Source organism: Streptomyces sp. AN091965, assembly GCF_022698285.1.
GTDB lineage: Bacteria > Actinomycetota > Actinomycetes > Streptomycetales > Streptomycetaceae > Streptomyces.
Genome location: NZ_JALDMY010000001.1, coordinates 7,840,036 through 7,861,549 on the forward strand (window position 1 = coordinate 7,840,036; position 21,514 = coordinate 7,861,549).

14 protein-coding genes are annotated in these 21,514 nt (G+C 72.4%); 11 read left to right on the forward strand and 3 right to left on the reverse strand.

Annotated features, from left to right (window positions below):
• The first annotated feature begins 70 nt into the window (after positions 1-70).
• The 4 genes from MQV74_RS33265 (at position 71) to MQV74_RS33280 (ending at position 5,972) form a co-directional block, all read left to right on the forward strand.
• Entirely contained in the window at positions 71-1,213 is a 1,143-nt protein-coding gene (locus tag MQV74_RS33265) for a CaiB/BaiF CoA transferase family protein (protein ID WP_242726317.1), read from the forward strand.
• Positions 1,214-1,280: 67 nt separating this feature from the next.
• On the forward strand, positions 1,281-2,423 hold the full coding sequence (locus MQV74_RS33270) for an acyl-CoA dehydrogenase family protein (protein ID WP_242726319.1): 1,143 nt from the start codon (positions 1,281-1,283) through the stop codon (positions 2,421-2,423).
• Positions 2,424-2,531: 108 nt separating this feature from the next.
• Entirely contained in the window at positions 2,532-3,746 is a 1,215-nt protein-coding gene (locus MQV74_RS33275; protein WP_242726322.1) for an acetyl-CoA C-acetyltransferase, read from the forward strand.
• 48 nt (positions 3,747-3,794) lie between these two features.
• Entirely contained in the window at positions 3,795-5,972 is a 2,178-nt protein-coding gene (locus MQV74_RS33280) for a 3-hydroxyacyl-CoA dehydrogenase NAD-binding domain-containing protein (protein WP_242726324.1), read from the forward strand.
• A gap of 25 nt (positions 5,973-5,997) precedes the next feature.
• On the opposite strand, the gene MQV74_RS33285 is transcribed toward MQV74_RS33280, so the two are convergent.
• On the reverse strand, positions 5,998-6,747 hold the full coding sequence (locus MQV74_RS33285) for a MerR family transcriptional regulator (protein WP_242726327.1): 750 nt from the start codon (positions 6,745-6,747) through the stop codon (positions 5,998-6,000).
• Positions 6,748-6,974: 227 nt separating this feature from the next.
• On the opposite strand from MQV74_RS33285, the gene MQV74_RS33290 reads away from it, so the two are divergent.
• Positions 6,975-8,780, forward strand: coding sequence for an AMP-dependent synthetase/ligase (locus MQV74_RS33290; RefSeq protein ID WP_242726329.1), 1,806 nt, complete (start codon positions 6,975-6,977; stop codon positions 8,778-8,780).
• A gap of 184 nt (positions 8,781-8,964) precedes the next feature.
• Entirely contained in the window at positions 8,965-10,434 is a 1,470-nt protein-coding gene (locus MQV74_RS33295; protein WP_242726331.1) for an amino acid permease, read from the forward strand.
• A 61-nt stretch (positions 10,435-10,495) separates the two neighbouring features.
• Here the strand turns inward: MQV74_RS33295 and MQV74_RS33300 are convergent, their stop codons facing one another.
• The gene (locus MQV74_RS33300) at positions 10,496-11,998 is read right to left on the reverse strand and encodes a M1 family metallopeptidase (protein ID WP_242726332.1); all 1,503 of its coding nucleotides are present in this window, start codon (positions 11,996-11,998) and stop codon (positions 10,496-10,498) included.
• 269 nt (positions 11,999-12,267) lie between these two features.
• Between MQV74_RS33300 and MQV74_RS33305 the strand changes: the two genes are divergently transcribed.
• The 3 genes from MQV74_RS33305 (at position 12,268) to MQV74_RS33315 (ending at position 17,362) form a co-directional block, all read left to right on the forward strand.
• Positions 12,268-14,250, forward strand: a complete 1,983-nt coding sequence (locus MQV74_RS33305) for a Xaa-Pro dipeptidyl-peptidase (RefSeq protein WP_242726334.1) — start codon at positions 12,268-12,270, stop codon at positions 14,248-14,250.
• A complete protein-coding gene (locus MQV74_RS33310; protein ID WP_242726336.1) occupies positions 14,247-15,530 on the forward strand; it encodes a M14 family metallopeptidase in 1,284 nt (427 codons plus the stop codon). The genes MQV74_RS33305 and MQV74_RS33310 overlap by 4 nt, the downstream gene beginning before the upstream one ends.
• 140 nt (positions 15,531-15,670) lie before the next feature.
• Positions 15,671-17,362, forward strand: a complete 1,692-nt coding sequence (locus tag MQV74_RS33315) for a BCCT family transporter (protein ID WP_242729287.1) — start codon at positions 15,671-15,673, stop codon at positions 17,360-17,362.
• A 338-nt stretch (positions 17,363-17,700) separates the two neighbouring features.
• On the opposite strand, the gene MQV74_RS33320 is transcribed toward MQV74_RS33315, so the two are convergent.
• Positions 17,701-18,684 (reverse strand): FAD-dependent oxidoreductase, encoded by a 984-nt coding sequence (locus tag MQV74_RS33320; RefSeq protein ID WP_242726338.1) that lies wholly within the window; start codon positions 18,682-18,684, stop codon positions 17,701-17,703.
• A 66-nt stretch (positions 18,685-18,750) separates the two neighbouring features.
• Here MQV74_RS33320 and MQV74_RS33325 point away from each other — a divergent pair, with 66 nt between their 5' ends.
• Both MQV74_RS33325 and MQV74_RS33330 read left to right on the forward strand, forming a co-directional pair.
• Positions 18,751-19,776, forward strand: a complete 1,026-nt coding sequence (locus tag MQV74_RS33325) for an oxidoreductase (protein WP_242726340.1) — start codon at positions 18,751-18,753, stop codon at positions 19,774-19,776.
• 69 nt (positions 19,777-19,845) lie between these two features.
• A complete protein-coding gene (locus MQV74_RS33330) occupies positions 19,846-21,492 on the forward strand; it encodes an ABC-F family ATP-binding cassette domain-containing protein (protein ID WP_242726342.1) in 1,647 nt (548 codons plus the stop codon).
• The last annotated feature ends 22 nt before the right edge of the window (positions 21,493-21,514 follow it).

A 21,514-nucleotide genomic window follows, 5' to 3' on the forward strand; every position in this document is an offset into this window, starting at 1 on the left:
GGAACACGTTCTTAGCATCACTGGTGTTACATCAGTTGTGTCATAGCGGCGGCAGAGCGCTGGGGGCTCAATGACAGTGCCGGACAAGGGCGTTCACGGACCGCTCGCCGGAGTACGCGTGGTGGAGCTCGCGGGCATCGGCCCGGGCCCGTTCGCCGCCATGCTCCTGGCCGACCTCGGGGCGGACGTCGTGCGCGTCGACCGGCCCGGTGGCGCCGGGCTCGCCATCGACCCCGCGTACGACCTCACCAACCGCAACAAGCGCAGCGTCCTCGTCGATCTGAAGGCCCCGGGCGGCGCGGCCCGCGTGCTCGACCTCGTCGAGCGCGCCGACGTGCTCATCGAGGGCTACCGCCCCGGGGTCGCCGAGCGCCTCGGGGTCGGCCCCGAGGACTGCCACGCCCGCAACGCGCGGCTCGTCTACGGCCGCATGACCGGCTGGGGGCAGCAGGGCCCGCTCGCGCCGCGCGCCGGGCACGACATCGCGTACATCGCCGTCACCGGCACCCTCGGCATGATCGGCGCGGCCGGGGAGCCGCCCACCGTCCCGGTGAACCTCGTCGGGGACTACGCGGGCGGCTCGCTGTACCTCGTGGTCGGGGTGCTCGCCGCGCTGCGGCACGCCCAGGAGCACGGCACCGGGCAGGTCGTGGACGCCGCGATCGTGGACGGCGCCGCGCATCTGGCCACGATGATCCACGGCATGCTCGCGGCGGGCGGCTGGCAGGACCGCAGGGGCGCCAACCTCCTGGACGGCGGCTGCCCGTTCTACGGCACGTACGAGACGGCGGACGGCGGCTCCATGGCCGTGGGCGCCCTGGAGCAGCGCTTCTACGACGAGTTCGTCGAGCTGATGGGCCTGAAGGACGTCGCCGACGCGCGCGGGGACCTGGCCCGCTGGGGCGAGCTGCGCGAGGCCGTCGCCGCCCGCTTCAAGACCCGTACGCGCGCCGAGTGGACGGCCGTGTTCGAGGGCTCGGACGCCTGCGTGGCGCCGGTGCTCTCGCTGCGCGAGGCCCCCGGCCACCCGCACCTGGCCGGCCGCGGCACCTTCACCGAGCACGGCGGCCTCACCCAGCCCGCGCCCGCGCCCCGGTTCTCGGCGACGCCCACGGCGGTGCGCTCCGGGCCCGCGCGCCCCGGCGCCGACACCGAGGACGTCGCCCGCGACTGGGACGTGCCGGCGCTGCGCGACGCCGCGCCGCACTCCTGAGGACAGCGCGCACGCACCGCCCGCCACGACCCCCGACGCACGTCCCCCGACGACGGAACGGAAGACCATGGAACGGCAGATCTTCGACGCCGAGCACGACGCGTTCCGCGAGACCGTGCGCACCTTCCTCGCCAAGGAGGTGCTGCCGCACTACGAGCGGTGGGAGAGCGACGGCATCGTCTCCCGCGACGCCTGGCGTGCGGCGGGCAAGCAGGGCCTGCTCGGGATCGCCGTGCCCGAGGAGTACGGGGGCGGCGGCACCACCGACTTCCGCTACGCCGCCGTGCTGGCCGAGGAGTTCACCCGCGCGGGCGCCGCGGGCCTCGCCGTCGGCCTGCACAACGACATCATCGGCCCGTATCTGACCGGCCTCGCCACCGAGGAGCAGCGGCGGCGCTGGCTGCCCGGCTTCTGCGACGGCTCGCTGATCACGGCCATCGCCATGACCGAGCCGGGCGCGGGCTCCGACCTCCAGGGCATCCGCACGACCGCCGAGGACCGCGGCGACCACTGGCTGCTCAACGGCTCCAAGACGTTCATCTCCAACGGCATCCTCGCCGACCTCGTCATCGTCGTCGCCAGGACCACGCCCGAGGGCGGCGCGCACGGCCTGTCGCTGCTCGTCGTCGAGCGCGGCATGCCCGGCTTCGAGCGCGGCCGCAACCTCGACAAGATCGGCCAGAAGGCCCAGGACACCGCCGAACTCTTCTTCCACGACGTGCGCGTGCCCAAGGAGAACCTCCTCGGCGAGCTGAACGGCGCGTTCGTCCACCTGATGACGAACCTCGCGCAGGAGCGCATGGGCATCGCCGTCGCCGGGATCGCCGCCGCCGAGCACCTCCTGGAGATCACCAAGGCCTACGTCAAGGAGCGCGAGGCCTTCGGCCGCCCGCTCGCCAAGCTCCAGCACATCCGGTTCGAGATCGCCGAGATGGCCACCGAGTGCGCCGTCACCCGCACGTTCCTGGACCGCTGCATCGTGGATCACTCGAACGGGCAGCTCGACGCGGTGCACGCGTCCATGGCCAAGTGGTGGGCCACGGAGCTGCAGAAGCGGGTCGCCGACCGCTGTCTGCAACTGCACGGGGGATACGGCTACATGACGGAGTACCGCGTCGCGAAGGCGTTCACCGACGGCCGCATCCAGACCATCTACGGCGGCACGACCGAGATCATGAAGGAGATCATCGGCCGCGCCCTCCTCGACTGACCCGCGCCCCCTCGACCGACCCCCGCCGGACGCCCCCGACCGCCCCGGGGCCCCGCGGCCGACCCGCCGGGCCCCGCCCCGACCGACCCTCCCCCGAAAGGCTTCCCAGTGAGCTCCGAAGCGTACGTGTACGACGCGATCCGCACCCCGCGCGGCCGCGGCAAGGCGAACGGCGCCCTGCACGGCACCAAGCCGATCGACCTCGTCACCGGTCTGATGCGGGAGGTCACCCGCCGCCTTCCGGGCCTCGACCCGGCGGCCGTCGACGACGTCGTCCTCGGCGTCGTCGGGCCGGTCGGCGACCAGGGCTCCGACATCGCGCGGATCGCCGCCATCGCGGCCGGTCTTCCGGACACCGTCGCGGGCGTCCAGGAGAACCGCTTCTGTGCCTCGGGCCTGGAGGCGGTCAACATGGCGGCGATGAAGGTCCGTTCGGGCTGGGAGGACCTGGTCCTCGCCGGGGGCGTCGAGTCCATGTCGCGGGTGCCGATGGCCTCCGACGGCGGCGCCTGGTTCAACGACCCGATGACCAACATCGACACCGGCTTCGTCCCGCAGGGCATCGGCGCCGACCTGATCGCCACCCTGGAGGGCTACACGCGGCGCGACGTCGACGAGTACGCCGCCCTCTCCCAGGAGCGCGCGGCCACCGCCTGGAAGGAGGGCCGCTTCGAGAAGTCCGTCGTGCCGGTGAAGGACCGCAGCGGCCTGACGGTCCTCGACCACGACGAGCACATGCGGCCCGGCACCACCGCCGACTCGCTCGCCAGGCTCAAGCCGTCCTTCAAGGACATCGGCGACCTGGGCGGCTTCGACGCCGTCGCGCTGCAGAAGTACCACTGGGTGGAGCAGATCGACCACGTCCACCACGCGGGCAACTCCTCCGGCATCGTCGACGGCGCCGCCCTCGTCGCCATCGGCAACAAGGAGATCGGCGAGCGCTACGGCCTCACCCCGCGCGCCCGGATCGTCTCCGTGGCCGTCTCCGGGTCCGAGCCCACCATCATGCTCACCGGGCCCGCCCCCGCCACCCGCAAGGCCCTCGCCAAAGCGGGCCTGACCATCGACGACATCGACCTGGTCGAGATCAACGAAGCCTTCGCGGCGGTCGTCCTGCGCTTCGTCAAGGACATGGGCCTGAGCCTGGACAAGGTCAACGTCAACGGCGGCGCGATCGCGCTCGGCCACCCGCTCGGCGCCACCGGCGCGATGATCCTCGGCACCCTCGTCGACGAACTGGAGCGCCAGGACAAGCGCTACGGCCTCGCCACGCTGTGCGTCGGCGGCGGCATGGGCATCGCGACGATCGTGGAACGTGTGTAACCCCCAGCGGCTCGGACTGCCTTCCAAGACTTCTACGGAGACCACCACATGACCACCGAGAGCACCACCATCCGCTGGGAACAGGACGACACCGGCGTCGTCACCCTCGTCCTCGACGACCCGAACCAGTCCGCGAACACGATGAACCAGGCGTTCAAGGACTCCATCGCCGCGATCGCCGACCGCGCCGAGGCCGAGCAGGACTCCATCCGCGGCATCGTCTACACCTCCGCCAAGAAGACCTTCTTCGCGGGCGGCGACCTCAAGGAAATGATCCAGGTCGGCCCCGAGAACGCCCAGGCCGCCTTCGAGGCGGGCACCGCGATCAAGAACGCGCTGCGCCGCATCGAGACCCTCGGCAAGCCCGTCGTCGCCGCCATCAACGGCGCGGCCCTCGGCGGCGGCTACGAGATCTGTCTGGCCAGCCACCACCGGATCGCCCTCGACGCGCCCGGCTCCAAGATCGGCCTGCCCGAGGTCACGCTCGGCCTGCTCCCCGCGGGCGGCGGCGTCACCCGCGCCGTCCGCCTCATGGGCATCGCCGACGCCCTGCTGAAGGTGCTCCTCCAGGGCACCCAGTACACCCCGCGGCGGGCCCTGGAGAACGGCCTCGTGCACGAGGTGGCCGCCACCCCCGAGGAGATGCTGGCCAAGGCCCGCGCCTTCATCGACGCCCACCCCGAGTCCCAGCAGCCCTGGGACGTTCCCGGCTACCGCATCCCGGGCGGCACCCCGGCCCACCCGAAGTTCGCCGCGAACCTCCCGGCCTTCCCCGCCAACCTCAAGAAGCAGCTGAACGGCGCCCCCTATCCGGCCCCGCGCAACATCCTCGCGGCCGCCGTCGAGGGCTCCCAGGTCGACTTCGAGACCGCCCTGACCATCGAGGCCCGGTACTTCACGGAGCTGGTCACCGGCCAGACCGCGAAGAACATGATCCAGGCCTTCTTCTTCGACCTCCAGGCCGTCAACTCCGGTGCCAATCGCCCCCGTGGCATCGAGCCGCGCCAGGTCCGCAAGGCCGCCGTGCTCGGCGCCGGGATGATGGGCGCGGGCATCGCCTACTCCTGCGCCCGCGCGGGCATCGAGGTCGTCCTCAAGGACGTCTCCGCCGAGGCCGCCGCCAAGGGCAAGGCCTACTCGGAGAAGCTGTGCGAGAAGGCCGTCGCCCGCGGCCGCACCACCCGCGAGAAGGCGGACGCGCTGCTCGCCCGCATCACGCCGTCCGCCGACGCGGCCGACCTCGCGGGCTGCGACGCGGTCATCGAGGCGGTCTTCGAGAACCCGGAGCTCAAGCACAAGGTGTTCCAGGAGGTCCAGGACGTCGTCGCGCCGGACGCGCTCCTGTGCTCCAACACCTCCACGCTGCCGATCACCCTGCTCGCCGAGGGCGTCGCCCGGCCGGTGGACTTCATCGGCCTGCACTTCTTCTCGCCCGTCGACAAGATGCCGCTCGTGGAGATCATCAAGGGCGAGCGCACCGGCGAGGAGGCCCTGGCCCGCGCCTTCGACCTGGTCCGTCAGATCAACAAGACCCCCATCGTCGTCAACGACTCGCGCGGATTCTTCACCTCACGGGTCATCGGCCACTTCATCAACGAGGGCGTCGCGATGGTCGGCGAGGGCGTCGAGCCCGCGTCCGTCGAACAGGCCGCGGCCCAGGCGGGCTACCCGGCGAAGGTCCTGTCCCTGATGGACGAGCTGACGCTGACGCTGCCCCGCAAGATCCGCAACGAGTCCAAGCGCGCCGTCGAGGAGGCGGGCGGCACCTGGCCCACCCACCCCGCCGAGGCCGTCATCGACCGCATGGTCGACGAGTTCGACCGGCCGGGCCGCAGCGGCGGCAAGGGCTTCTACGACTACGGCGACGACGGCAGGCGCACGGCCCTGTGGCCGGGCCTGCGCGAGCACTTCACCCGGCCCGGGCACAGCATCCCGTTCCGGGACATGCAGGAGCGGATGCTGTTCTCCGAGGCGCTCGACACCGTGCGCCTCCTGGAGGAGGGCGTCCTCACCTCGGTCGCCGACGCCAACATCGGCTCCATCTTCGGCATCGGCTTCCCGGGCTGGACCGGCGGCGTGCTCCAGTACATCAACGGCTACGAAGGCGGCCTGCCCGGCTTCGTGGCCCGCGCGCGCGAGCTCGCCGAGCGCTACGGCGAGCGGTTCGCGCCGCCCGCGCTGCTCGTGGCGAAGGCGGACCGCGGCGAGAAGTTCACCGACGCCTGAGCCGACGGCCGTGCGGGGGAGTGGCTCACGTCTCCGTGAGCCACTCCCTCAGCTCCTCCTTGAGGGACCGCTGGAACGCCGTGACCAGGGCCTGCACCACCAGCGGCTGCATATGGGCCGAGAGCGACCTCATCGCGGCCACGTGCTCGGGCTCCGACGCGTGCTCGCGGTAGGGCCCCGACACCTGGTCGCGGAAGAGCCGCGACAGCTCGTGCGCCGCCGAGCGCGTGTGCTCCATCAGGACCGTGCGCGCCGCCAGGATCGTCTCGTGCGGGATCGGCACGTCGAGCAGCCGCAGGCCGAGCCGCAGCAGCCCCGGGTCCACCCGGCAGCGGTCGGCCTCCTCGTCGTACGCGACGACGCCCATCGCGGCGAGGCGCCGCACGTCCTCCGCCGAGAGCGCCCGGCCCGCCCGGCGCTCCAGACCGGCGCGGGAGGTCTCCTCCGCGCCCTCCGGAGCCCACGAGGCCACCACCGCGCGGTGGATGGCCAGGTCGTGCGCGCTCAGGTCCGGCGGCAGCTGCTCCAGATACCGCTCGATCGCCGCGAGCGTCATGCCCTGGTGCTGCAACTCCTCGATGAGGGCGAGCCGGGAGAGGTGCCCGGGGCCGTAGTGGCCCACGCGGCGCGGGCCGATCACGGGCGGCGGCAGCAGGCCCTTGGTGCTGTAGAAGCGGATGGTGCGCACGGTGACGCCCGCGCGTGCGGCGAGTTCGTCGATCGTGTAGGTCGCCTCGTGCGAACCCGTCGCCTGCTCCTCCGTGCCCGTCGCCATGGCGGTGCGTCGCCTCCCAGGTCGTGCGGCAATGCGGTGCAACAGTATTGCTGTACCACCGCCGCTGTGAAAGTCTCCGGGGCAGTCACGCCACGTAGCCCCGGCTGCACCCTCGGTGGGACGCGTACGAGTTGCCGAGCCGGGCCGCCCTCTGTCTGCGGGTCCGTCGTGGCTGGTCGCGCAGTTCCCCGCGCCCCTTCGGGGCGCAACACCGTGAGGAGGGGTTCATGAGCACAAGCCCGCGACTTCCCGGAGACCCCGCCGACCTGACCTTTCCCGCGCTGCTCCTGCGCAACGCCGAGGACCACCCCGACCTGCCCGCCGTGTCCTGGCGCGCGGGACCGGGCTGGGCGACGCTCACCTGGGCCGAGGTGCGGCGCGATGTCGCGGTCCTCGCCGCCGGGTACGCGGCCCTCGGAGTCCGCCGGGGCGAGCACGTCCTGATGATGATGGCCAACCGCCCCGAGCACTGGCTGAGCGATCTCGCCCTGGTCCACCTCGGCGCCGTCCCGGTCACCGTGTACGGCACGTCGGCGCCCGAGCAGATCGCCCACATCGCCCGGCACAGCGGCGCCCGCCTCGCCGTCGTCGAGGGCGCGCGCGAACTCGCCCGCTGGGAGCCCGCCCTCGCGGACGCCGAGACGCCCCTGGAGCGGCTCGTGGTCGTCGAGGAGGCCGCGGCGGGGGAGCACGGCACGTACGCGGCGCTGCGCGAGAGCGGCAGCCGGGCGCAGCGGGCCGACGCCTTCGACAAGGCCTGGCGCGAGGTCCGCCCCACCGATCCGCTGACCGTCGTCTACACCTCGGGCACCACCGGCGCCCCCAAGGGCGTGCGCCTGACCCACCGCGGGGTCGTCCTGAACGGCATCGCCCTGGACGAGGCCATCGGCTTCCCGCCGGGCGCGGGCCACCTCTGCTACCTGCCCTTCGCGCACATAGCGGAGCGCGTTCTCGGCATGTACCTGCCGCAGCTGCGCGTCGCGCCCGTGCACCTGTGCGCCGACCCCGCCCAGGTCGCCGCCACCGTGGCCGAGCTGCGGCCGCAGCAGTTCTTCGGTGTCCCGCGGGTGTGGGAGAAGTTCGCCACGGCGTTCCGGGCGGGCCTCGCCGCCCTGCCCGAGGAGCGGCGCCGCGCCGTCGAGGCGGCGAACGAGACGGCCCGCGCGCACGTGGCCTGCCGCGAGCGCGGCGAGCCCCCGCCCGCCGACCTCGACGCCGCCTTCCGCACGGCCAAGGCGGAGGTCCTCGATCCGCTGCTGCGGCGCGCCGGCCTCGACCGGCTGCTGTGGGCGGCGAGCGCGGCGGCCCCGATGCCGGTGGCCGTGGCCCGGTTCTGGGCGGGCTTCGGCCTGGTGGTCGTGGACGCCTGGGGCCTGACCGAGACCAGCGGCGTGGTCACGACCAACGGCCCCCGGGCCTTCCGGCTCGGCTCGGTGGGCAAGCCGCTGCGCGGCATGGAGGTCCGTACGGCCGACGACGGCGAGGTCCTGGTGCGCGGCCCCTACGTGTGCGAGGGCTATCTGCGGGCCGACGGCGGCGTCGACGACGTCCGGGACGCCGAGGGCTGGTTCGCCACCGGCGACGTCGGACGGCTCGACGAGGACGGCTATCTGTGGGTGACCGACCGCAAGAAGGAGCTGATCGTCACCTCCACCGGCAAGAACGTCGCGCCCGCCGTCGTCGAGAACGCCCTCAAGGAGCACCCGCTCATCGGCCAGGCCCTGGTCCACGGCGACGGCCACTCGTATCTGGTGGCGCTCCTGGTCCTGGACCCCGACGCGGCCGCCGCCTGGGCGGCCGCACGCGGCATCGAGGGCGACCCGGCGGCCGCCGCCGAGGTCCGGCGGGAGGTCGCCCGCGCCGTCGAGGAGGCCAACGCGCGCCTCAACCGCACCGAGCAGGTCAAGCGCCATCTGCTGCTCACCGAGGAGTGGGGCCCCGAGACCGGCGAGCTGACGCCGTCGCTCAAGCTGCGCCGCCGGGTCATCAGGGAGAAGTACCGGGACCTCATCGAGAGCCTGTACACCGGGTGACACGCGCCTGTACACACGGCTCTCACCATGTGAGAAGTACCGCTATGTGACGTGCGCCACCGCATTATCGGCGTTGCGTAAGGGAAGGTGTCGGGTCGGTCCGTGGTGCGTCAGGGGTGCCACGGGCCGGAGCACATCCGGACCCCGGGAGCTCTTTCCGGGCACCACAGAGTGGACCTTCCACGTGAGCAACGACGCCGTAGACACGGCCGCCGTGGACGCAGCGCGCGCCGCTGAGTCCCAGGCCCCCGCGGACGCGGGCGACGCCGGTTACAGCAAGGACCTCAAGGCCCGCCACGTCAACATGATCGCCATTGGTGGCGCGATCGGCACCGGTCTCTTCCTCGGGGCGGGCGGCCGCCTCCACTCGGCGGGCCCCGCGCTCGCCCTCGCCTACCTCGTGTGCGGCGTCATCGCGTTCTTCGTCGTACGGGCCCTGGGCGAGATGGTCCTGTACCGGCCCTCGTCCGGCTCCTTCGTCAGCTACGCGCGTGAGTTCCTCGGCGAGAAGGGCGCCTACGTCGCCGGCTGGATGTACTTCCTCAACTGGTCGACGACGTGCATCGCGGACATCACCGCGATCGCGCTGTACACGCACTACTGGAGCTTCTTCACCGACATCCCGCAGTGGGTGCTCGCGCTCATCGCCCTCGCGGTGGTGCTCTCGGTGAACCTGATCTCGGTGAAGTACTTCGGCGAGATGGAGTTCTGGTTCGCGATCGTCAAGGTCGCCGCGCTCGTGGCCTTCATGTTCGTCGGCATCTTCCTGGTGTCCACCCAGCACGAGGTCGGCGGCGAGACGCCCGGTCTGAACATGATCACCGACCACGGCGGCTTCCTGCCGAACGGCCTGATGCCGGTCGTGATCGTCCTCCAGGGCGTCGTCTTCGCGTACGCCTCGCTGGAGCTGGTCGGCGTCGCGGCGGGCGAGACCAAGGACCCGCACAAGGTCGTGCCGCGCGCCGTGAACTCGATCATGTGGCGCGTGGGCCTGTTCTACGTCGGCTCGGTCGTGCTCCTCGCGCTGCTCCTGCCCGGCTCGGTGTACTCGGCCGACGAGAGCCCCTTCGTCACGGTCCTCTCCAAGATCGGCGTCTCCGGCGCGGGCGACGTGATGAACTTCGTCGTCCTCACCGCGGCCATGTCCTCGCTGAACTCCGGCCTGTACTCCACGGGCCGCATCCTGCGCTCGATGGCGATGGCGGGCTCGGCCCCCAAGTTCACCGCGAAGATGAACCGCAACCAGGTCCCCTACGGCGGCATCCTGCTCACCGCGAGCATCGGTGTCCTCGGCGTCGGCCTGAACAGCGTGGTGCCGGACAAGGCGTTCGAGATCGTCCTGAACGTCGCCTCGCTCGGGATCATCGGCACCTGGATCAGCATCATGGTCTGTCACCTGGCGTTCGTGAAGCGCGCCAAGGAGGGCCTGATCACGCGGCCGAACTTCCGGCTGCCCGGCAGCGGCGTCACCGAGTACGTCACGATCGCCTTCCTGCTCGCCGTGCTCTGCCTGATGTGGAAGGACGCGGAGGTCGGGCGCAAGACGCTCTTCCTGATCCCGGTCGTCGCCGCCGCGCTCGTCGCGGGCTGGTACGGGATCAAGCGCAAGGCCGCGCGGGAGACCGACCGCGAGGCGGCCGAGCTCACCGAGTAGGCACCTGCGACAGCGACAGCGGGCGGCACCCCTTCAGGGGCGCCGCCCGCCGCCGTGTGGGTCAGCTGTGGTCGTGCAGCGAGTTCGTCGCGGCGATCTTCTTCCAGGACTTCGGCTTGGCCGGCGCGTCCTTGGCCGCCGAGCGGACGAGGCCCGCCTTCTTCGCGGCCGGGGCGGCGGGCTTGCCGGGCTTGTACAGCCACGTGTCGAAGAGCGCCGACAGCGGCTTGCCGCTGATCTTCTCCGCGTACGCCACGAAGTCGCCCACGCTCGCGTTGCCGTACTGGCGCTCCGTCGGCCAGCCCTTCAGGATCTTGAAGAAGGTCTTGTCGCCGACCTTGTTCCGCAGCGCCTGCAGGGCCAGGGCGCCACGGTCGTACACGGCACCGTGGAACTGGTTCTCCGGGCCCGGGTCCCCCGGCTTGACCTGCCAGAACGGGTCCTCGGCGGGACGCGAGGCGTAGGTGTAGTCGGCGAGCTCCTGGGCCGTGCCCTCGCCCTCCTTCTCCGACCACAGCCACTGGCTGTAGCGGGCGAAGCCCTCGTTGACCCAGATGTCCTTCCAGTTCTCCACGGAGACGCTGTCGCCGTACCACTGGTGGGCCAGCTCGTGCACCACGATGGAGACGTTGGAGCCGTTGGCGAAGGCCTTCGGGCTGTAGAACGGCCGCGTCTGGGTCTCCAGGGCGAAGCTGGTCGGCACGTTGGGCACGTAGCCGCCGAGCGCGTTGAAGGGGTACTTGCCGAAGACCTCCTCCAGCCACTCCGCGACCTCGGTGGTCCGCTCGATGCTGGCGCGCGAGGCCCCCGCGTTGTCGCCGAGGTCCTTGCTGTAGGCGTTGAGGACGGGCAGGCCGCTCTCGGTCTTGTCCGTCGTGATGTCGAACTTGCCGACGGCGAGCGTCGCGAGGTACGGCGCCTGCGGCTTGTTGGAGCGCCAGTCGAAGCGGGTCCAGCCCAGGCGCGAGCTCTGCCGCTGGAGCACGCCGTTGGAGATGGCCTGGGTGCCGTCGGGGACGGACACCGACACGTCGAAGGTCGCCTTGTCGCGCGGGTGGTCGTTGGCGGGGAACCACCAGGCGGCCGACTCCGGCTCCTGGGCCGCGACCCCGCCGTCGGGCGTGCGCTGCCAGGCGGTGAAGCCGTGGATCTTCACCTCGGAGGGCTTGCCCGCGTACCGCACGACGATCGTCACGGCGCTGCCCTTGGGCAGGCCGGACTTCGGCGTGATCTCCAGCTCCTGCTCGCCCGAGCGCGCGAACGCCGCCTTCTTGCCGTTGACGCGCACCTCGCTCACCTTCAGGCCGAAGTCGAGGTTGAAGCGCGAGAGGTCCTGCGTGGTGGTGGCGTTGATGGTCGCCGTGCCCTCGAGCAGGTCCGTCTTCGGCTGGTACTTCAGCCGCAGGTCGTAGTGCGAGACGTCGTAGCCGCCGTTGCCCGCGTCGGGGTAGTAGGAGTCGCCCACGCCGGGCGCCCCGGGCGTGAAGTCGGCAGCCGTCGCCGGGATCGCCAGGAGGAGAGAGGCGGCGAGCGCGCCCGGGGCGATGAGTCTGCTGCGGTGCACGTAAGTCTCCAAGTGATAGGCGGTGCGGGTGGATCGCGCCGGGCGACGCGGCCCCGCGCCACGGGGTGGCGAGCGGGAACGTGCCGTCCGGCGCCGTACAACTCACGATGCGATCGACCCTATTGAGCCCCGTGACCCCCAGTCATGTCCATGGCCGCATATGTCACACGATCGCCATTCGGCTGACATGTGCCAAGACGTCCCACGCACCTTTCACCGCCCCCTGCGGCCCTCTTTCCGGCCGCAGTTGACGCGTGTACCTTCCGGCCATGCCGATACGCGCGCGCATGCGCCTGCCGATGTGGAGAACGCTTCTGACGGCGGCACTGGCCGCCCTGCTCGCCACCCTCCTCGCCCCGGGCGCCGCGCACACCGCGCCGCGCACCCCGACGGCGCAGGGGACGGCGAAGGAGAGCAGACCCGTCTACTCCTACGCGGACGCGATACGCGAGTCCGTGTGGGTCGACACCCGGGTCGACGGCGACGAGGACGGCAGGACCGACCGCGTGGCCGTCGACATAGTCCGCCCCCGCGAACCCGCGCAGCACGGCCGCGAGATACCCGTGATCATGGACGCGAGCCCCTACTACGCCTGCTGCGGCCGGGGCAACGAGAGCCAGAAGAAGACCTACGACGCCGACGGCAGGCCGGTGCAGTTCCCGCTGTACTACGACAACTACTTCGTGCCCCGCGGCTACGCCTACGTCGCCGTCGACCTCACCGGAACAAACCGTTCCGACGGCTGTGTCGACATCGGCGGCCGCTCCGACATCCAGTCCGGCAAGGCCGTCGTCGACTGGCTGGGCGGCCGTGCCCGCGCCTACACCTCGCGCACCGGCGCCGAACGCGCCCGCGCCACCTGGAGCAACGGCCGCACCGGCATGATCGGCAAGAGCTACGACGGCACCATCGCCAACGGCGTCGCCGCGACCGGCGTCGAGGGCCTGGAGACCATCGTGCCGATCGGCGCCATCTCCTCCTGGTACGACTACTACTTCGCCAAGGGCGCCCCGCTGTTCAACAGCGGCCCCGACGGCCTGTCCAACGGCATCGAGAGCCCCGAGGCCCGCGCCCGCTGCGGCCGCGTGCAGGAGCGCCTCGTCCAGGGCGCGCCGCGCAGCGGCGACTGGACCCCGCTGTGGGCCGCGCGCGACTACGTCCCGGACGCCGACAAGGTACGGGCCAGTGTGTTCGCCGTGCACGGCCTCCAGGACCTGAACGTGCGCATGAAGCACTTCGGCCAGTGGTGGGACGCCCTCGGCGACGCGGGCGTGCAGCGCAAGCTGTGGCTCAGCCAGGCCGGGCACGTCGACCCCTTCGACTTCCGGCGCGCGGACTGGGTGCGCACCCTGCACCGTTGGTTCGACCACGAGCTCCTCGGCTACCGCAACGGCATCGACCGCGAGCCCATGGCCGACATCGAGCGCACCCCCGACCGGTGGACCACCGACCGCGTCTGGCCGCCCCGCGCCACCGACACCGTGACGCTCCGCCCCGCCAAGGGCACCGATCCGGGCGTCGGCACGCTCGGCACCCGCCGTGGCAAGGGCACCGAGTCCTTCACCGACGACCGGCGCCTCGGCGAGACCGACTGGGCCTCCGCCATCGACACCTCCACCCCCGCCAAGGCGGGCTTCACCACCCGGCCGCTGGCCCGCGACCTGCGCCTTTCCGGCTCCTCGAAGGTCACCGTCACCGTCACGCCGTCGGCCCGCACCGCGCACCTGAGCGCCGTACTCGTCGACGTCGGGCCCGCCGTCATCCGCGACTACGCGGCCGCGGGCGAAGGCATCACGACCCTGCCCACGCGCAGCTGCTGGGGCGCGAGCACCGACGGCGACAGCGCCTGCTTCAAGGACACCGCGGCCCGCACCAAGGCCGTCGACTACACCATCTTCAGCCGCGGCTGGGCCGACCTCGGCAACCACGCGGACGACCACCACGGCCGCCCCCTCACCCCGGGCGAACCCGTCACCATCACCCTCGACCTGGCCGCGAGCGACCACGTCGTGCCGCAGGGACACCGGCTCGCGCTGATCGTCGGCGGCACCGACCGGAACCTCATCACCGCCCCCGCCGACACCCCGACCCTCACCGTGGACCTCGCCCGCACATTCGCGCGGGTGCCGCTCGTCGGCGGCGCCAAGGCCCTCACGACCGCCCCGCACGCTACCGTTCCGCGCGAGTCCCGCCTGGACGGCGTGGCCCCCGCGCGTCCGCTGAACCCCCGACCGGGAGGCCGTACCTCATGACGTCCCGCATCCGCGTACTGGCCCTGGCCTGCGCCTGCGCCGCGCTCACCGCCCCGCTCGTGACGGCACCCGCGCAGGCCGCCGCCACCCCGCCGCGCACCGGCTTCGAAGAGAGCGGCGGGGCCCGCTGGACCAGTCAGCCCGAGGAGCAGCAGCTCCTCGCCGCCGTCGACAAGGCGAGCGCACGCGTCTCCGTCTCCCGCATCGGCACCACCGACCAGGGCAGGCCGCTCCAGCTCGTCCGCGTCGGCGAGCGCCGCACCGCGTCCACCGTGCTCCTCGTGTGCAGCCAGCACGGTGACGAACCGTCGGGCCGCGAGGCCTGCCTGAGCACGGTCCGCGACCTCGCCTACGCCAAGGACGCGAAGACCCGGCGGTTCCTGTCCCGCACCACGCTGCTCGTCGTCCCCACCGCCAACCCGGACGGCCGGGCCGCGAACACCCGAGGCAACTCCGACGGCGTCGACATCAACCGCGACCACATCGCCCTCAAGACCGCCGAGGCCCGCGCGCTCGCCGCCGTCATCCGCGACCGCGCCCCCGACGCCCTCTACGACCTGCACGAGTACGGCGCGACGCCGAAGTACTACGACAAGGACCTGTTCGACCTGTGGCCGCGCAACCTCAACACCGATGACGCGGTGCACCGGGAGGCCGAGCAGCTCTCCCGCGACTACGTCCGGCCCGCCGCCACCGCCGACGGCTACACCACCGGCACCTACGGCATCTGGACCGACCCCGTCACCGGCGAGCCCGTCAAACAGGTCGCGGGCGACGGCCAGGAACGCATCCTGCGCAACGTCTCCGGCATCAAACACGCCGCGGGCCTGCTCATCGAAAGCCGCGTCGACCCCCTCACCGAACAGGAGAAGAACGACCCGGCCCACAACAACCGCCGCCGCGTCCACTCCCAACTCTCCGCCCTGAAGGGCCTGTTCAGCTACGCCGACGCGCACAGGTGGCGCCTGGAGGCCGCCACCACCGCGTCCCGCCTCAAGGGCCTGCGCGACCGAGGTCCCGTCTACCTCGGCGGCGCCGACAACGACCCGGCCGAGCCCGCCGAGGTCATCCAGGACCCGGCCTGCGGCTACCGCCTGACCCCGGAGCAGTACGCCGACGTCAAGGACGAACTCGACCTGCACGGCGTGAGCGCGCGCGGCGACGGCCACGGCGGCGCCCTGGTCCCGCTGCGCCAGCCCGCACGCGCCCTGGTGCCGCTGCTGCTCGACGCCCGTGCCGCCTACCACCTCGTCACGGGACAGCCCGACACCGACTGTTGAGCCCGGCGGGGACACGTCACATGTGGTAGGGGGTTAGCGGAGAGAAGAACAACCGACGAACCGTCAGCCGTGATCACTCCGCGAAAGGTGCACACGTGACGCAGGAACCCCAGAAGCCGGTCGCCGGAGGAGGCCCGCCACTGTCCGTGGGGGGCCACTCCGGCGGCCGCTCCCCCCAGACCGACCGGGTGGTGTTCGGCGTCACCGCCGTCCTCACCCTCGCCTTCGTGGTGTGGGGCGCCACGGCCACGGACACGCTCGAAGACGTCTCGTCGGACATGCTCGGGGGCCTGATCCACAACGGCGGCTGGGCCTTCATGCTGGCCGCGTCCGGCTTCGTGGTCTTCGCCCTGTGGCTCGCCGTCAGCCGCTACGGGAAGATCACGCTGGGCCGGGAGGGTGAGGAACCCGAGTTCCGCACCGTGTCCTGGGTCGCGATGATGTTCAGCGCGGGCATGGGCATCGGCCTGATGTTCTACGGAGTGAGCGAGCCGCTCGCCCACTTCACCAAGCCGCCGCCCGGCACCCACCCCGACGACCAGGCCGCCGCCATGGAGACCTCCATGGCGACGACGCTCTTCCACTGGACGCTGCACCCCTGGGCGATCTACGCCGTCGTCGGCCTCGCCATCGCGTACAGCACGTTCCGGCGCGGCAGGCGCCAGACCATCAGCTCCGTCTTCGTCCCGCTCATCGGCGAGAAGCACGCCCACGGCGCGTGGGGCCGCGTCATCGACATCCTCGCCATCTTCGCCACCCTCTTCGGCTCCGCCGCCTCCCTCGGCCTCGGCGCGCTGCAGATCGGCAGCGGCTTCGAAGAGCTGGACTGGATGGACAAGGCGAGCACCGGCCTGCTCGTCGCCATCATCGCGGTCCTGACCGTCGCGTTCGTGGCGTCCGCGGTCTCCGGCGTCGAGAAGGGCATCCAGTGGCTCTCGAACATCAACATGGTGCTCGCGCTGCTCCTGGTCGTCTTCGTGTTCATCGCGGGGCCCACCGTCATCGTCCTGGACCTGCTGCCCACCTCCATCGGCGCCTACCTGGGCGACCTGCCGCAGCTCGTCGGGCGCACCGAGGCGTCCAGCGGTGACGGCGTCTCGGACTGGCTGGGCAGCTGGACCGTCTTCTACTGGGCGTGGTGGATCTCCTGGACGCCGTTCGTCGGCATGTTCATCGCCCGCATCAGCCGGGGCCGTACGATCCGGCAGTTCGTCGGCGGCGTGATCCTGGTGCCGAGCACGGTCAGCCTGCTGTGGTTCGCCGTCTTCGGCGGCAGCGCCATGAAGGTCAAGGAGGGCGGCGGCCTGAAGGGCGACACCACGCCCGAGGCGCAGCTGTTCGGGCTGCTGCACGAGTACCCGATCGCCACCGCGACGAGCCTGCTCGTGATGATCCTCGTCGGCATCTTCTTCGTGTCCGGGGCGGACGCCGCGTCCATCGTCATGGGCACGCTCTCCCAGAAGGGCTCGCTCGAACCCGGCCGCCTCGTCGTCGTCTTCTGGGGCGTCGTCACGGGCGCGGTCGCCGCCGTCATGCTGCTCATCGGCGACGGCAAGGACAACGCGCTCACCGGGTTGCAGAACCTGACGATCCTCGTGGCCGCGCCCTTCGTCCTCGTGATGATCGGGATGTGCGTGGCGCTGATGAAGGACCTGCGCCACGACCCGCTGATCGTGCGCGGCGAACACGGCACGGACGCCGTGGAGCGGGCCGTCCTCGCCGGTCACGAGCAGTACGACGGGGACTTCGAGCTCCAGATCGGCCCGAGCGACAGCACGGACGCCGAGACCGGCGGCGACACCCCGTCGCCGCGGCCCGACCCCGCCCGCTGAAGCGACCGCCGCCCTGGGTGCGCGCTGGCGTGACCCGCCCCGGAGGCCCTGACCTCCGGGGCGGGCCCACCCTCCGGGCCGGGTCCACCCTCCGGGCCGGGTCCACCCTCCGGGGCGGGTTCACCCGAGGGCGGGCCCGGCTGAGGCGAAGACCCCGGCCGGCCCACCGGGGCCCCGCCCTGCTCGGCCTGCGGCGCCTCCAAGCGCTTCGCTGGAATTGCCGCGCTGGGCCGTCGATCGCCTGCGGGACCGTCGTGGCCGGTCGCGCCCGCGCGGCGGAGCCGCATATCGGCACAGCCCCGCGCCCCTTCGGGGCGCTGCCTGCTCGGCCTCTCCGCCTACTCCGCCCGCGGCGCCCGGTCCGGCTCCTCCGTCAGGAGGTCCGCCGCCGCCCGCGCGCAGCCCCACGCCACCGTGACACCCGCCCCGCCGTGCCCGTAGTTGTGCACGAGGACCCGCCCGTCGTGCGTGCGCTCGCGCTCCAGGCGCACGGAGGGCCGCGCGGGCCGCAGCCCCACCCGGTGACCGATGATCCGCGCCCCGCCGATCTCCGGGCGCACCCGGGCACAGCGCGCCACGATGGCCTCCGCCACCGCCGGATCCGGCTCCAGGGACCACGAGCCGTCCTCGGCGGTACCGCCGAGGACGAGGCCGCGGGGCTGCGGCAGGAAGTACGTCGTCTCGTGCGACGCGCTGTCCGCGGCCGTGAACCACGTCCGGATCCCCGGGTTCTCCACCAGGACCAGCTGCCCGCGCACCGGCCGCACCGACGCGTCGGGCACCAGGCTCCGCGCGCCCAGGCCCGAGCAGTTGACGACGTGCCGCGCCTCGGCCAGCGGCTCGGCGAGCGACGCGGCCGCCCTGACCTCCACGGACCCGCCCGTCGCGCGCAGGCGGCTCCGCAGCCACCCCAGATGCGCCGGCATGTCGATCAGCGGCAGCCGTGCCCACAGGCCGACGCCCGCGTACTCCTCGGCCGTCGTCGCCCTCAGCCCCGGCACCCGCTTCGCCCACGGGCCGAGCGTGTCCAGGCCCGTCTCGGCGTGTACGCCCTCGACCACGCGTACGCCCGTGCGCTCCGGGTCGGCCGCCAACTCCCGGTAGCGCTCCAGGGATACGAGCGACCAGTCACCGACCAGGCCCTCCGGCTCGATGCGGTACGGCCACCACAGGCCGCCCGCAACAGCCGAGGTCGTGCGCTCCGCGGGCTCCCGCGTCCACACCCGCACCCGGTGTCCGCGCTCCGCGAGCACCACCGCGGTGGTGAGCCCCGCGACGCCGCCTCCCACCACGATCACATCCGTGTCATCGCCATGCGTCATCCCCGAAACGTAGCGGAACCCCGCAAGGGGAGCGCAGACGCCCCCACAGGTGGGGATACTCACACCATGCTTGCCGAGTACGCGACCTTCGGCCTGGCCCCGGCGATGCGCGCCGGTGGAGTTCTCGCGAGCGGTGCCTACCAAGTGCACCGCGACTTCGTCGACTTCGTGGTGAACGGCCGTCCGCTGCTGTTCCAGCTCGCCGACCTCGACGCCGTCTCCCCGCTCGCGTCCGACATCCCCCCGGCGATCTTCACCACGCATGTGCGCAGGCTCCTCCTGGAGGCGGACCCGCCGCTGCTCGACGGCCGGTACGTCATCTACGGCTGTCCCGAGTGCGAGGGCCTGGAGTGCGGCGCCGTCACGGCCGTCATCGAGCGCGCCGACGACGACTACGTGTGGCGTGACTTCGCCTGGCAGACCTCCGACCACGCCGACCTGGAGCTGAACGGCTACCGCGGCATAGGTCCGTTCCGCTTCCACGGCGGGGAGTACCGCGAACAGCTCGGCCGCCTGCTCACCGGCGACGATCCGGGCGCCGTGCGACGGCGCGTGCTCCTGGTCGGGGCGCGCGTCGCGCTGCTCGCGAAGCTCGCCGCGGCCCTGCGCACCATCGGCATCGGCGCGGAGATCGCCGCGGACGCGGCGGGCGTACCGGCGGAGGAGCTGCGCACGTACGGGGCCGTGGCGTTCGGGCAGGCCGTGCCCGAGGGGGTGCGGGGCTCCGTGCGGGAGGCCTTCGAGCGGGCCGGGGTCGACGTCGCGTACGTCGACGGGCTCGCGCCGATCGTGCCGCTGCTCGTCGCGCAGATCGAGTACGCCCTGGACCCCGGGCCCGCGGCGCGGCGCCTGGCGCGGCTCGCGGTCACGGACGGGGCGGTGGTCACCGAGGTCACGTCGCCGTGCCGGGTGCGGCTCACGGCCTACCGGGTGGGGCGGCTGCGCCGGGCCCGCGTCCACGAGGTCTTCGACGAGGTCCTGGAGCCCGGGGAGCACCGGGTGGCCCTGCCGGGCGGGGCGCCGTACGTGGTGGCGCGGAGCTCCGACGCGGTCCTGGTGGCCGCCGCCGCCCCCGGCTGCCCCGACGCGTAGCGCTTCCCCCGCCGTCGTGGTCCGGGGGCAACCGTCACAGCCCAGGGCAGCGGTTAGGCTCGAACCCTGATGAATGGAACCCTCGTCGCCAAGCAACTCGCCGCCGGCCACGGCGACCGCTCCCTCTTCGAGGGACTCGACCTCGTCGTCGCCCCCGGTGACGTCATCGGCCTCGTCGGCGCGAACGGCGCCGGCAAGTCCACCCTGCTCCGCCTGCTCGCGGGCGTCGACGCCCCGGAGTCCGGCCGGATCAGCCTGTCGCCGCCCGCGGCGATCGTCGGACACCTGCCGCAGGAGCCGGACCGCCGCCCGGGCGAGACGATCCGCGCGTTCCTCTCCCGCCGCACCGGCGTCACCGCCGCCCAGCAGGCCATGGACGAGGCCACCGAGGGGCTCGTCGCGGGCGCGCCCGGCGCCGACGACGCCTACGCGGCGAGCCTGGAGCGCTGGCTGGCCCTCGGCGGCGCCGACCTGGACGAGCGCGCGGAGGACGTCGCGCAGTCCCTCGGGCTCGCCGTGGGCCTCGACCAGACGATGACCTCGCTGTCCGGCGGCCAGGCCGCCCGCGCGGGCCTGGCCTCGCTGCTGCTCTCCCGCTACGACATCTTTCTCCTCGACGAGCCCACCAACGACCTGGACCTCGCGGGCCTGGAGCGCCTGGAGGAGTTCGTGCGCGGCCTGCGCGCGGGCACCGTGGTCATCAGCCACGACCGCGAGTTCCTGTCCCGCACCGTCACCAAGGTCCTCGAACTCGACCTGGCGCAGCAGCAGATCAACCTCTACGGCGGCGGCTACGACGCCTATCTGGAGGAGCGCGAGGTCGCCCGCCGCCACGCCCGCGAGGACTACGAGGAGTACGCCGACAAGAAGTCGGCCCTCCAGGACCGGGCCCAGATGCAGCGGACCTGGATGGACAAGGGCGTGAAGAACGCCCGCCGCAAGGCCACCGACAGCGACAAGCTGGGCCGCAAGTTCCGCAGCGAGGCCAGCGAGAAGCAGGCCGCGAAGGCCCGTCAGACGCAGCGGATGCTGGAGCGGCTCGACGTCGTGGAGGAGCCGCGCAAGGAGTGGCAGCTGCGCATGGAGATCGCCGCGGCCCCGCGCTCGGGCGCCGTGGTCGCCACGTTGCGCGACGCGATGGTGCGCCGCGGCCCGTTCACGCTCGGCCCGGTGCACCTCCAGCTCGACTGGGCCGACCGCGTCGCCATCACCGGCGCGAACGGCTCCGGCAAGACGACGCTGCTGCGCGCCCTGCTCGGCCGTACCCCCGTGGACGAGGGGCACGCCACGCTCGGCTCCGGCGTCGTGGTGGGCGAGGTCGACCAGGCGCGGGCCCTCTTCCACGGCGAGGAGACGCTGCTCGACGCCTTCCGCGCGGCCGTGCCCGACACCGAACCGGCCGAGATCCGCACGCTCCTCGCCAAGTTCGGCCTGAAGGCCGAGCACGTGCTGCGCTCCGCGGCGACGCTCTCCCCGGGCGAGCGCACCCGCGCCGCGCTCGCGCTGCTCCAGGGCCGGGGCGTGAACCTCCTGGTCCTCGACGAGCCGACGAACCACCTCGACCTGCCCGCCATCGAACAGCTGGAGTCCGCGCTCGACACCTACGAGGGCACGCTGCTCCTGGTGACGCACGACCGCCGCATGCTGGACGCCGTACGCGTCACCCGCCGCCTGGAGGTAACAGACGGCAAGGTGACCGAACGGCGCGCCCCGTAGGGGCGCGGGGAACTGCGCGACC